The sequence below is a fragment of the Lysobacter yananisis genome (assembly GCF_031199375.1).
GTDB lineage: Bacteria > Pseudomonadota > Gammaproteobacteria > Xanthomonadales > Xanthomonadaceae > Lysobacter > Lysobacter yananisis.
The window spans coordinates 2667359-2680188 of the sequence record NZ_CP133568.1; the positions used below are offsets into that span (position 1 = coordinate 2667359).

At 70.5% G+C, this 12830-nt stretch carries 12 protein-coding genes; 10 read left to right on the forward strand and 2 right to left on the reverse strand.

The genetic code is table 11. The features are described from left to right. The first annotated feature begins 25 nt into the window (after nt 1-25). The 8 genes from RDV84_RS11290 to RDV84_RS11325 all read left to right on the forward strand — a co-directional run bounded on the left by RDV84_RS11290 (nt 26) and on the right by RDV84_RS11325 (nt 6290). The gene (locus RDV84_RS11290) at nt 26-214 is read left to right on the forward strand and encodes a CPXCG motif-containing cysteine-rich protein (protein ID WP_057948992.1); all 189 of its coding nucleotides are present in this window, start codon (nt 26-28) and stop codon (nt 212-214) included. A 211-nt stretch (nt 215-425) separates the two neighbouring features. Then, nucleotides 426-1553 (forward strand): winged helix DNA-binding domain-containing protein, encoded by a 1128-nt coding sequence (locus RDV84_RS11295; RefSeq protein WP_309153469.1) that lies wholly within the window; start codon nt 426-428, stop codon nt 1551-1553. 485 nt (nt 1554-2038) lie between these two features. Next, on the forward strand, nt 2039-2419 hold the full coding sequence (locus RDV84_RS11300) for an EF-hand domain-containing protein (protein ID WP_057948991.1): 381 nt from the start codon (nt 2039-2041) through the stop codon (nt 2417-2419). A gap of 215 nt (nt 2420-2634) precedes the next feature. After that, nucleotides 2635-3363, forward strand: coding sequence for an HAD family hydrolase (locus tag RDV84_RS11305; protein WP_231736212.1), 729 nt, complete (start codon nt 2635-2637; stop codon nt 3361-3363). A 193-nt stretch (nt 3364-3556) separates the two neighbouring features. Beyond that, nucleotides 3557-4021 carry a hypothetical protein gene (locus tag RDV84_RS11310; protein ID WP_057948989.1) on the forward strand — a complete coding sequence of 155 codons (465 nt, stop codon included), beginning with the start codon at nt 3557-3559 and terminating at the stop codon, nt 4019-4021. A 236-nt stretch (nt 4022-4257) separates the two neighbouring features. After that, nucleotides 4258-4725, forward strand: a complete 468-nt coding sequence (locus RDV84_RS11315; RefSeq protein WP_309153470.1) for a hypothetical protein — start codon at nt 4258-4260, stop codon at nt 4723-4725. A gap of 233 nt (nt 4726-4958) precedes the next feature. Further along, the gene (locus RDV84_RS11320) at nt 4959-5645 is read left to right on the forward strand and encodes a hypothetical protein (protein ID WP_309153471.1); all 687 of its coding nucleotides are present in this window, start codon (nt 4959-4961) and stop codon (nt 5643-5645) included. Nucleotides 5646-5777: 132 nt separating this feature from the next. Further along, nucleotides 5778-6290 carry a GNAT family N-acetyltransferase gene (locus RDV84_RS11325; protein ID WP_309153472.1) on the forward strand — a complete coding sequence of 171 codons (513 nt, stop codon included), beginning with the start codon at nt 5778-5780 and terminating at the stop codon, nt 6288-6290. Nucleotides 6291-6472: 182 nt separating this feature from the next. Here RDV84_RS11325 and RDV84_RS11330 read toward each other — a convergent pair whose 3' ends face one another. Beyond that, the gene (locus RDV84_RS11330) at nt 6473-8314 is read right to left on the reverse strand and encodes an ABCB family ABC transporter ATP-binding protein/permease (protein ID WP_309153473.1); all 1842 of its coding nucleotides are present in this window, start codon (nt 8312-8314) and stop codon (nt 6473-6475) included. A gap of 252 nt (nt 8315-8566) precedes the next feature. Here RDV84_RS11330 and RDV84_RS11335 point away from each other — a divergent pair, with 252 nt between their 5' ends. Then, nucleotides 8567-9397, forward strand: a complete 831-nt coding sequence (locus tag RDV84_RS11335) for a penicillin-binding transpeptidase domain-containing protein (RefSeq protein WP_057948984.1) — start codon at nt 8567-8569, stop codon at nt 9395-9397. Between the two features lie 53 nt (nt 9398-9450). Here the strand turns inward: RDV84_RS11335 and rtcR are convergent, their stop codons facing one another. Continuing rightward, a complete protein-coding gene (gene rtcR / locus RDV84_RS11340) occupies nt 9451-11040 on the reverse strand; it encodes an RNA repair transcriptional activator RtcR (RefSeq protein WP_057948983.1) in 1590 nt (529 codons plus the stop codon). Between the two features lie 479 nt (nt 11041-11519). On the opposite strand from rtcR, the gene RDV84_RS11345 reads away from it, so the two are divergent. Then, nucleotides 11520-12755, forward strand: a complete 1236-nt coding sequence (locus RDV84_RS11345) for an RtcB family protein (protein ID WP_309153474.1) — start codon at nt 11520-11522, stop codon at nt 12753-12755. The last annotated feature ends 75 nt before the right edge of the window (nt 12756-12830 follow it).

A 12830-nucleotide genomic window follows, 5' to 3' on the forward strand; every position in this document is an offset into this window, starting at 1 on the left:
TCAAGTTCTCTCATGGAGTCGCCGCATGCTGCCCAGCGTGGAAGCGCATTGCCCTTATTGCGGCGAACCGATCGAGCTGCTGGTCGACGATTCCGCCGGCGATCAGCGCTATATCGAGGATTGCCAGGTCTGCTGCCGCCCGATCGTGGTCGCGGTGAGCGTGGACGAGGACGGCGAGCCGCGCGTGGATGTGTTCGCCGAGAACGAAGCGTGAGGCCGACGCCGACGATGGCGCTGAGCCCGGCTGCGTGCGGCTTGGCCGCCGCGCCGATTTCGGGGTGCGGCACGCGCGGCGAGAGCGGCGAGCCGTGGGCGCCGGATGGGCATCCGACCGCGTTCGCGCGCGATCCCGCCGGCGAACGCTCTGGCGCACGCTCGCTGCGGCGCGACGATCCCCATCGGCCGCCGCGCTGCCCGGTGCCGCGTTGAGCCCGCCGCAGTTGTCGGCGCGCGCGCTCAACCGCGCGCTGCTGGCGCGGCAGTCGTTGCTCGAACGCAGCGCGCAGTCGCCGCTGGCGATGGTCGAACGCCTGATCGGACTGCAGGCGCAGGCGCCGAACCCGCCATACCTGGGCCTGTGGACGCGGTTGCAGGACTTCGCCCTCGACGACCTGACCCAGGCGATGCGCGAGCGCCGCATCGTCCGCGCGACGATGATGCGCGGCACCTTGCACCTGGTCGGCGCCGACGACTACCGCGCCCTGCGCCCGGTGTTGCAGCCGGTGCTGCAACGGCTGTCGCTGGCCAGCGGCCACGCCAAGGCGCTCAAGGGCTTGGACCTGCACGCGCTGCGCCGCGCCGGCTTCGACGCGCTGCGCGCCGCGCCGCTGAGCGCGACCGCGCTCGGCGAGGCCTTGCGCGCGCAGTGGCCGCAACACGATTGCGACGAACTGGCGCGTCTGGTGCGCAATCTCGAACCGCTGGTGCACGTGCCGCCGGCCGGCACCTGGGACTGGCACAAGCCGGCGGCGTTCGCGACCGCGCTGGATTGGCTCGGCGCCGCGATCGCCGACGCGCCGGACGAGGACGCCGTCGACGCGATGGCGCTGCGCTACCTCGGTGCGTTCGGGCCGGCCAGCGCGCGCGATCTCGCGGCGTGGTCGGGCCTGGCCGCGACCAACCAGCGGCTGCAGCGCCTGCGTTCGCGCCTGTGCGTGTTCCGCGACGAAGACGGCAGCGAGTTGTTCGACCTGCCCGACGCGCCGCGGCCGCCGCCGGAACTGCCGGCGCCGCCGCGCTTGCTGCCCGAATTCGACAACGTCCTGCTCGCCCACGCGCGGCGCGCGCGCATCCTCGACGAGGCGCTGCGGCCGGCGGTGTTCAGCCGCAACGGCCTGGTCGCGGCGACCGTGCTGGTGGACGGCTTCGTCGCCGGGGTGTGGAAACTGCAGCGCGATGCGCGCACGGCGATGCTGACGATCTCGCCGTTCCGGCGCCTGGCGGCGGCGGAGCGCGCCGAACTGGAGGCGCAGGCGGCCGATTGCCTGCGCGTGGCCGCGGCGGATCGGGAGCGGCACGAGATCCATTTCGCGCGGGTGCAGCGGCCGGTGTAGCGGCGTCGCGGCTGGTACGAGAGCGTCGGGGCTGAAGCCCCTCCCACAAAGCACTTCCGCAAGAAGCCCTCCTATCAATAGCGAACGCGTCGGCGCCGCGTCGCGAGACGGTTTCGACAGCGCTGTTGTGGGAGGGACTTCAGTCCCGACGCTCTCGCGCCAGCCGCGATCCACCCACCCACCGCACCGCGTTTTCGTAAACGTTGTGTTGCATTCAGCCAAATCCATCGAACGAAGCGCTAACGATTTGCCGCTGCGAGTCACGTTTCGTCGTAGCGCGTCGCCCCGATCGGGGCCGCGCCTAACCGCTGCGCGCCGCGCTGTGGTTAAGCCAACGTAGCTTTAACTCCCGCGTCCGGTGATCGGTTCAGAACCGGATCGGCAAGGTGGCCCCGTGCTTCGCAGCACCACATGCCGAGCGGTCGCCGACAGACGAGGCGTCGATCGCGCAACAACGGCCCACCCAATACGAGGAGAACCGACGGATGAACATCAAGTCCCGCAAGCCGCTGATCGCCGCCCTGGCCCTGACCGCCGCGCTGGCCGCACCGATGGCGTTCGCCCAGTCGGCCACCGAGCAGGCGCCGCCGACCGGCGATGCCGCGACCCCGGCCGCGACCGCCCAGGAACCGGCGGCCGCGACCGCCGCGCCGGCGCCGACCGCGCAGAAGAAGAGCTGGGCCGACGTCGACACCGACAAGAGCGGCAACCTCAGCAAGAACGAAGCCGCGGCCGTGCCCGCGCTGAGCCAAGTGTTCGAGCAGGCCGACAGCGACAGCAACGGCCAGCTGACGCCGGACGAATACAAGAACTACGTCGCCAAGGCCCAGTCGGGCGGCGGCGCCAGCAGCAGCGGCGGCAAGTAAGCGCGGCTGCGCCACGGTCAGGGCGGCCGAACTCTCTCCGGCCGCCCCCTTGGGGTGCAGGATCTTCCTGCGTTGTACGAAGGGCGGCCTCGGCCGCCCTTCTTTTTTGCGCGTATTCGCGCGCCGGCGCCGGGCGGTTGTTCGGTCCGCGCCGGGTTCGCCGCGGCGCATCGCCGGCGCGGGTGCGCGCAACGCAAATGCGGGATAATCCGCGCATGAGCGCACCCCTTCGCATGATCGGCTTCGACGCCGACGACACCCTCTGGCGCAGCCAGGACTATTTCGACCAGGCCCAGCTCGATTTCGAGCGCATCGTCGGCCGGTACGTCGACCTCGGCGACGCGCGCCTGCACGAGCGCCTGTACGAGATCGAGAAGAACAACATCGGCGTGTTCGGTTACGGCGTCAAAGGCATGACCTTGTCGATGATCGAGGCGGCGGTGGCGATCACCGGCCAGCGCATCGCCGCGGCCGACCTGCACCGCATCGTCGAACTCGGCAAGGACCTGCTGCGCCATCCGGTGGAGATGCTGCCGGGCATCCCCGAGGCAGTGGCGGCGATCGCCGCGGACTTCGAGATCGTGCTGATCACCAAGGGCGACCTGTTCCACCAGGAGGCCAAGGTCAAGCAGTGCGGCCTGGCCGACCTGTTCCGGCGCATCGAGATCGTCAGCGAGAAGGACGCCGGCACCTACGCCCGGCTGCTGCGCGAGTTCGGCCTGCCGGCGGCGCAGTTCGCGATGATCGGCAACTCGCTGCGCTCGGACATCGCGCCGGTGCTGGATCTGGGCGGCTGGGGCATCCACATGCCGTACCACACCACCTGGGCGCACGAGACCGAGGCCGAGGTCGCCGCCGACGCGCCGCGCCTGCGCCGCGTCGCCGGCGCGGCCGAGCTGCCGCAGGCGGTGCGCGAACTGGCGCGCGCGGCGCAGGCCGCGTGAAGCAGGCCGCGTGAAGCAGGCCGCCTGAAACACGCCGCATGAAAACGGTACCGGCCCGATGCCGCGCCGCGGCCGACGGCAACCGCGACTGAGCGGCCGTGAAAGCGGCGCGAACGGTTAAAAACCGGTTCACCGAGACGGCGGCAAAGTCGCCTTGCCCGCCGACGATGCGGGCATCCCCCAGGAGACCGCCATGACCGCTCTTTCCCGCTGGTTCGCTCCCGTCGCCCTCGCCGCCGGTCTCGGTGCGGCGGCCTTCGCGCTGCCCGCGCCGGCGCGCGCCGACGACCTGACCCGGGTCATCGTCGATATCGCCGACGTGATCGTGCGCAACAACACGCCGTACTGGCGCTACGGCAACTACGGCTACAACGACCGCCTGATCGTGGTGCGCGACCGTTGGGGCCGGCCGACCTACTACCGCAACGCCCCGCGCTACGTCGATTACCGCTATCGCCCGGCGCCGCCGCCGCGCTACTACGCCAACGACCGCCGCTACTACGACCGCGACTGCAATCGCCACGGCAAGTGCCGGACCACGTACTACGACGCGCGCTACGACCGCCGCCACGACAATCGCTGGGACAACCGCTACTACGATCGCGGGCGTGGCCATGGCCATGGCAACGGCCGCTGGCGCGATCGCCACGACGATTGAGTCGGTGCCGTTGAACCGGCGCGGTTGAACCTGCGGCGTCCGGCCGCTGGCGCAGGGCCGCGGCCAGGCAAGCTCCACGACGACGGCGCCCCGGTGGCGCCGTCGTTGCATCCGGGCCGCGTCCGCTGTCGCGGCGGCTCCCCGGCCCGCGCTCGCGCCAATGCCTGCGGACGGTGATAGCCTGCTTTCCCCGCGGCCGCACCCGGCGCCCGCGCCCCGTCCGCACGAGGTCCTGCATGTCCCAGGTTTCCGTCCACGCCCCCGCTTCCACGCGCCTGCGCGGCGCCGCGTTCGCGGCGGCGCTGCTGGCCGCGCTCGCGCTGCCGGGCACGGCCGCGGCGGATACGCTGACCTGCAAGCTCAAGTTCTCGATGTCGGGCTGGTCGGTGTTCTACAAGACTTCCAGCGGCTCGGGCACGATCCATTGCAGCAACGGCCAGAGCATGAGCGTGAAGATCCGCGCCAAGGGCGGCGGCCTGACCGTCGGCAAGTCGCGGATCGATCGCGGCACCGGCGAGTTCGCCGGTGTGCGCCGGATCTCCGACGTACTCGGCAGCTACGCCACCGCCGAAGCCCATGCCGGCGCATCGCGTTCGAGCAAGGCCCAGGTGATGACCAAGGGCGAGGTTTCGCTGGCCCTGGCCGGCACCGGCCAGGGCTGGGACCTGGGCGTGGCGTTCGGCAAGTTCACGATCTCGCGCTGATCGCAGCGACTGCGCCGCGGCGGTGCCATCGTCGGATCGAACCGTGCCGGCGTTCGTTTCGACAGGGTCGCATGGGCCAGTGCTGACTGGATCGCGAACGCGCCGTGGCTGCCGGCTGAACTGGCCGCGCGCGCTGCGTTGATCCCCCGCGCCGCCGGCCCGATTTAGCAAGCACGCGCAGCACACACGACAGCGCCCGCGACGAAACGCGTCGCCGCCGCGAGGAGCCCGCCATGCCGCATTCGCTGAAACGAAAATTCTTCGCCCTGACCGCGTCGCTGGCGACGCTGCTCGGCACCTCGGTGCAGGCGCAGGACCTAGCGCCGGCGTGGCAGCCGCGCAGCGGCGATGGTTGGGTGGACGCGTGGCTGGGCGACATCAACCGCTACGGCGGGCGCTATCGCGAGCCGTTCGTCGACGAGATGGTGCGGTACTACGGCGCGCCGCGCGAACTGGTCGGCGAACTGCTCGATCGCCGCCGCTGGACGCCGGGCGATGTCTACTACGCCTGCGCCATCGCCCAGGTGCTGGGCCGCCCGTGCCGTTACGTGGTCGACGAATGGGACCGCGACCACGCCGACGGCTGGGGCGCGGTCGCGCAGCGGCTCGGGATCAAGCCCGGCTCGGCCGAGTTCCACAAGCTCAAGCGCGGCTTCGTGCCGACCTACGACCGCTGGGGCCGGCCGATCCTGATCGACAGCGAACTGCGCCGCGATTTCCCCAATCGTCCGTTCCGCGACGTGGAGACGCCGGCGCCGGCCAAGGCCAGCGATGCCAAGGCCAAGGACGCGAAGGCCAAAGACGCGAAGGGCGGCGACGCGGCCAAGCCCGGCAAGGGGCCGGCCAAGCCGCACGGCGGCAAGCAGACCCCCGCCAAGGGACCGGCAGGCAAGGGCGCGGCCGGCAAGGCCCAGGACTGAGCGCGGGCGCAACGCGCACCGCACGACGGCGGCTTCAAGCCGCCATGCTTGAAGCCACCGTTTTGGTTCCCGCCGGGCACATGCGGCTTTGGTCCAGGCGCCGGGTCGCGGCGGCGCGGCTATGATCGCGGCATGAGCGATCCTTCTTTTCCCACCGTCGCGGTCGAGCCCGTCCGCATCGTCGAGTACGACCCGCGCTGGCGCGCGGATTTCGCCCGCCTCAACATCGAATGGCTGGAGCGCTGGTTCGTGGTCGAGCCGATCGACCGCGAGGTGCTCGGCGATCCGGAAACCCACCTGCTGGCCGGCGGCGGCCGCATCCTGTTCGCGGTCGGCGCGGACGAGCGCGCGCTCGGCACGGTGGCCTTGCTGCCGTACCCGGACGGGACGGTCGAACTGACCAAGATGGCGGTGGCGCCGGGACTGCGCGGCGGCGGCATCGGCCGGCGCCTGATGGGCGGCGCGATCGACGCGTTCGCGCAGATGGGCGGGCGCGAACTGTTCCTGGAATCGAGCACCAAGCTGGCGCCGGCGTTGAAGCTGTACGAGAGCGTCGGCTTCCGCCATCGCCCGGCGCCGCGGCCGGGTTCGCATTACCAGCGCGCGGATGTGTACATGGTGTGGGAGGCGCTGCCTGCCGGTTGAGGGGCGGTTTCGACGCAGTGCCCGCAGTCGCATCGCGAGCGTGCAGGTGCGTGGTCGCGGCTTGCGCCGCTCCTACAGGGAGCGGCCGTAACCGCGAACCGGCACGGAGCGACTGTAGGAGCGGCGCAAGCCGCGACCGCGAATCCCGGTCGACGCCGCCGCTGCGAGGCCGCGCACAAGACTCAGGCCGAAACCTCCTCGCCCTGCCGCCGCTGCAGATCCCACATCTGCGCATACACGCCCTGCATCGCCAGCAATTGCGCATGCGTCCCGCGTTCGAGGATGCGCCCGGCGTCCATGACCAGAATCTGGTCCGCATCCATCACCGTCGACAAACGATGCGCGATCACCAGGGTGGTGCGGCCTACCGCCAATCGGTCCAGCTCGCCCTGGATCGCGCGCTCGGACTTGGAATCCAGGGCCGAGGTGGCCTCGTCGAAGATCAGGATCGACGGGTTCTTGAGCAGCGCGCGGGCGATCGCCACGCGCTGTTTCTCGCCGCCCGACAGCTTCAGGCCGCGCTCGCCGACCGGGGTGTCGTAGCCGTCGGGCAGGCCGACGATGAACTCGTGGATGTGGGCCGCGCGCGCGGCCGCCTCGACGTCGGCCTCGCTGGCCTCGGGCCGGCCGTAGCGGATGTTGTAGCCGATGGTGTCGTTGAACAGCACCGTGTCCTGCGGGACGATGCCGATCGCGCCGCGCAGCGAGGACTGGCTCAGCGCGCGCAGGTCGGCGCCGTCGATCTCGATCGCGCCGGTATCCACGTCGTAGAACCGGTACAACAGCCGCGCCAGGGTCGACTTGCCCGAGCCGGAGTGGCCGACCACCGCCACGGTGGCGCCGGCAGCGATCTCGAAGTCGACGCCGCGCAGGATCTCGCGGCGCGGGTCGTAGCCGAAGCGGACCTGGCGGAAGCGCACCGCCGGGCGGGCGCTGGCCAGCGCTACGGCGCCGTCGGCGTCGCGCACGTCCTGGCGCTCGTCGAGCAGGCCGAACAGGCGCTCCATGTTGGTCAGCGCCTGCTTCACCTCGCGGTACATCATCCCGAGCATGAACAACGGCGCCGACAGCTGCAGTAGATAGGCATTGACCAGGACCAGATCGCCGACGGTCATGCGGCCCTCGGCCACGCCCTGCGCGGCCAACCACATCATCGCGGTCACGCCCAGCGCCACGGTCAGGCTCTGGCCCAGGTTGAGCACGGCGAGCGTCTTGATCGACATCACCTGCGCGTTCTCCAGGTGGCGCAGGTTGTCGTCGTAGCGCAGCGCTTCGTGCTCTTCGTTGTTGAAGTACTTGACCGTCTCGTAGTTGAGCAGCGAATCGACCGCGCGCTCGTTGGCGCGGGTGTCGGCCTCGACCGCGGCGCGGTAATAGCGCGTGCGCCATTCGGTCACCGCCACCGTCCACAGGCCGTAGAGCAGCAGCGTGCCGATCGCGATCGCGGCGAAACGCCAGTCGTAGATCCACACCAGCACCGCGGTCACCAGCGCCACTTCGATCAGCACCGGGACGATGGTGTAGAGCGTCCAGTCGAGCAGGTCGGAAATCGCGCTGCCGCCGCGCTCGACGTCGCGGGCGACGCCGCCGGTGCGGCGGGCGAGGTGGAAGCGCAGGCTCAGGCCGTGCAGGTGGCGGAACACCTGCAGGGTCACCTGGCGCGAGGTCCGCGCCATCACCCGCGCGAACACCACCTGGCGCAGTTCGGTGAACAAGGTCACCCCGACCCGCGCCGCGCCGTAGGCCAGCAGCAGCGCCACCGGCAGCAGCACCGGTGTGACCGGCACGTTGAGCCGGTCGATGAGCTGCTTGAGCGCCATCGGCACGTACAGGTTCAGCAGCTTGGCGGCCAGCACCATCAGCAGGGCCAGGACGATGCGGCCCAGATACGGACGCAGGTACGGCAGCAGCGAGGCCAGCACCGACCAGTCGTCGCGGCGGCCGTCGGCGCGGGCGACCGGCGCGGCGCCGTCGCGGGCGTCGCCTTCGGCGGGAGGATCGGTGGGAGGCGGGACGGCGCTCATGCGGTCGGGTCGCGGGGAGGGAACGCGCGAGCATAGGACCTCAAGCGCGCTTGCGGTCAACTCGGGGGGGGGCGCCGCGCCGCGGCGGCGCCGGAACACGGTGCCGAACCGGGCGAACGCGCGCGCCGGCGCGGCGCGCGCTCGAAAACCGCGCCGTCGCCGTGGCATTCTGGGCGCCCCGCGCGCTGGGCGCGCGCGTCCGCCCGTACCGGCGGGCCCGTGCGGGCTGCGCCGCTGCAAGGAGCAACAGGCATGAATGCCGTCCGCCGCCGTTTCGTTCCCCGTTTGGCCGTCCTCGCCGCGCTCGCGTGCGCCGTGGCCGCGCCGCCGCTGGCCGCGCAGTACCCGCGCAGCTATCCGACGCCGCCGGCGTCGGAGCTGCCGCAACCCGAGCAACCGCCGCTGCGCGCCTGCTTCCTGCTCAGCGAGCTGGGCGGCAGCGAACTGCGCCGGCGGCCGGCGCAGGGCTGCGATCGCCAGGTCTCGCCGGCGGCCACCTTCGAACTGGCCGCGGCGCTGGCCGCGCTGGACGCCTCGGTGGTGCGCGCCACCGGCGCCAGCAACGGCCAGACCCTGGAATCGGCGCTGGCCTATTCCTCGCCGGAATACTTCCGCGACATCGACCGGCAGATGGGCGCGACCCGCATGGGCGAATACCTCAACCGCTTCGGCTACGGCAACGCCGACACCCGCGGCGGCGGCGAGTACTGGAACGGCGGCTCGCTGCTGATCTCGCCGAACGAGCAAATGCGTTTCCTGCAACGCCTGTTCGGCGACCAGTTGCCGGTGTCGCGCCAGTCGATGATGAGCGTGCGCGAGAGCCTGGAGCCGCCGGGCTACGTGGTGTCCTCGCGCGGGCGGGTGATCGCCGCGGCCGGAGCGATGACCGGCGGCGTGCCGCCGATGATCAAGACCGGCGCGGTCGATGCCGGCAACGAATCGGTGCGCTGGCAGGTCGGCATGCTGACCCGCGACAACCGCAAGTACGTCTACGTCAGCTGCGTGACCGGCCCGCTCGGCCTGGCGCAGAATGCCGCCGAGATCGTGGCGAGCCACGAACTGCGCAACGCCGGCGTGCAGTGACCGTCGCGCGCTGACGCGGCGTTCGCCGCGCCCGCGCGCCGGCGCCCGCCGCTTCAGCCCGCGCGAACGCGTTCCCAGTCCAGGCCGAAGCGGGCGAGGTACTTGCGCAGCCGGTCGGCATCGTTGCTGCTGGCCTTGTTCGCGCGCGAGATCGCGAACAGCTCGCGGCCGGCCTGCGACAGGCTCTTGCTGCGCCGGCATACCGTCAGCACGTCGTCCAGCTGGACCCGGTCGAAGCGGTCCAGCTGCGCCGCCGCATGCGCGCCGAGCAGTTCGTCCAATGCCGAGACCGCTTGCGCGCCGTGCCACTGCGCGCGCAAGCGGCCGATCTCTTCCTCGACCAGATCGGCGCGGATGCGCCCGCCCTCGGCCAGCGTCGCCAGCCGCATCACCGACGCGCCCAGGTCGCGGAAATTGCCGCTCCAGCTGGCTTCGCCGCTGAGCGCGAAAGCGAGGTAGCGTGCGCGCGCTTCGCGGTTGAAGGTCACCCGCTGGTGGTTCTCGCGCGAATGCCGTTCCAGTTCGAACTCCAGGTTCGGCTCGATGTCCTCCGCGCGCTCGGCCAGGCCGGGCAGGCGGTAGGTCCACAGGTTCAGGCGCGCCAGCAGGTCTTCGCGGAAGCGGCCGTCCAGCACGCTGGCCTGCAGGTCGCGGTTGGTGCCGGCGATCAGCTGGAAGTCGCTTTCCACTTCCTTGTCGCCGCCGACCGGCAGGAAGCGCTTTTCCTCCAGCGCGCGCAGCAGCATCGCCTGTTCGTCCAGGCCTAGCTCGCCGATCTCGTCGAGGAACAGCAGGCCCTGGTGGGCCGAGCGCAGCAGGCCGGCGCGGTCGGCCGAGGCGCCGGTGTAGGCGCCCTTGATATGGCCGAACAAGGTGCTCATCGCGCCGTCGCCGCGCAGGGTCGCGCAGTTGACCTCGACGAAACGGCCGGGCAGCTGGTGCTTCTGCTTTTTCAGGTCGAACACGCGCCGCGCCAGTTGGCTCTTGCCGGCGCCGGTCGGGCCCATCAGCAGCATCGGCGACTTCGAGCGCGTGGCCACCGTTTCGATCTGCTCGATCATGCGGTTGAACGCCGGGTTGCGCGTGGCGATGCCGCTCTTGAGCAGGTCGCGGTCGTGCAGGCGTTGCTCGGCGAAGCGTTGGGCGATGCGGTCGTAGCGCGACAGGTCCAGATCGATGATCGCGAAGCTGCCCGGCGAGCGGCCGTCCTGCTTGCGCGGCGGCGCGGTCTGCAGCAGCCGGCCGGGGAACAGCCGGCTTTCGGCCAGCAGGAACCAGCAGATCTGCGAGACGTGGGTGCCGGTGGTGATGTGGACGTAGTAGTCCTCCTCGTCCGGGCGGAAGTCGTAGCCGCGGACGAAATCGTCGAGCACGCCGTAAACCGCCTCGAAGTCCCAGGGGTCGCTGAGGTAGAGGTCGTGGCGGCGGATGTCGCTTTCGGGCGAGACCTGGGCGAGGTCGGCGGCGACCTGCCCGGCGAGCCGGGCGAAGCGGCGTTCGTCGGCGAGCAGCTCCATGCGGTCGAGCAGGAAGTCCTCGTGCATGCCGAGCGAGACGGTCGGGCGCCATTTCTCCCAGCGGCCGGCGCCGGAGGCGGCGTCGAGTTGGGTGCCGAGCATGCCGATGACGACCTGGCGCTTCATGGGCTATCTATTTGGATAAATTTATATCTCAAAGTATAGGAACAGATCGAAGTAGATAGCGAGCGTCGGCGGGCTGATTGACCTTAAATCTTTCAAAAACAACAGGTTGATTCGCGGTTGGGAAAGTTGGCACGGCCATTGCGTTAGTCCTGGCAAGTCCCGAACGCGAGTGCCCGAAGGCCAACCCCTCGGCGCCTCGCCTCGGATCGTTACCGCCGCGAGGCGGGTGCAGGCGGCGACACGGACGGTCGCCGCAGCGGCGCAAGGACGCGCCGCGACGCGGATGCACGGAACGCTTCCGCGCGGCGGACCAGGACGGTCCGCCGGCCGCACGCGCCAAGGAGGTGCGAGGCGGCGCAGGGAAGACGCCGGCGGGCCAGGGTGGCCCGCCGGCCCGGTCTGGACCAACGATGCATCACGACAATTCAACGGCTCGAACGAGCCACGGGCACGAAGCCCGAACCGCAGGAGCTGCACCCATGAACGCCAACGCCAATGCCCACTACGACGTCATCCACGACCCGGGCTCGGTGCCGATCAAGCACTGGACCCGCGGCGTGCCGCTGGAAGACGAAGCGCGTCGTCAGCTGCAGAACATCGCCAAGCTGCCATTCGTGCACCGCTGGATCGCGGTGATGCCCGACGTGCACCTGGGCAAGGGCGCGACCGTGGGTTCGGTGGTGCCGACCCTCGGCGCGATCGTGCCGGCCGCGGTCGGCGTGGACATCGGCTGCGGCATGATCGCGGTGCGCACCACCCTGGTGGCGAACGACTTGCCGGATCAGCTCGGCCCGTTGCGCGCGGCGATCGAGAAAGCCGTGCCGCACGGCCGCACCGTCGGCCGCGGGCTGCGCGACAAGGGTGCGTGGGCGAATCCGCCGACGGCGTCGCTGCAGGCCTGGGAACGCTTGCACGAGGGTTTCGACCGCATCGTCGCCAAGCATCCCAAGCTCGAGCGCAGCAACCACTTGAGCCACCTGGGTACCCTCGGCACCGGCAACCACTTCGTCGAGGTCTGCCTGGACGAGGAACAGCGCGTGTGGTTCATGCTGCACTCCGGTTCGCGCGGCGTCGGCAACGCCATCGGCAGCCACTTCATCGAGTTGGCCAAGCAGGACATGCGCCGCTGGATGATCAACCTGCCGGACCAGGATCTCGCCTACCTGCCCGAAGGCAGCGACCATTACGCCGACTACGTGTTCGCGGTGGACTGGGCGCAGCGGTTCGCGCGCGACAACCGCGAGATCATGATGCGGCATGTGGTCGACGCGGCGCGCAAGGTCATCGCCAAGCCGTTCGAGGCGCAGGCCGAGGCGGTCAACTGCCATCACAACTACGTCAACCGCGAGCATCACTTCGGCAAGGACGTGCTGGTGACGCGCAAGGGCGCGGTGAGCGCGCGCAAGGGCGAGCTGGGCATCATCCCGGGCAGCATGGGCGCCAAGAGCTTCATCGTGCGCGGCCTCGGCAACGCCGACAGCTTCCATAGCTGCAGCCACGGCGCCGGACGCGTGATGAGCCGCACCGAGGCCAAGAAGCGCATCAGCCTGGAAGAGCACGCCCGCGCCACCGCGCACGTGGAATGCCGCAAGGACGCCGACGTGGTCGACGAATCGCCGGCCGCCTACAAGCCGATCGACGCGGTCATGGCCGCGCAGAGCGACTTGGTCGAGATCGTGCATACCCTGCGTCAGGTCGTGTGCGTGAAGGGCTGATCGGCGGATGGACGCGAACGGCGGATTGAACCGACACAGCGGGCGGCGCGAGCCGCCCGCATCGAATCATGCAAG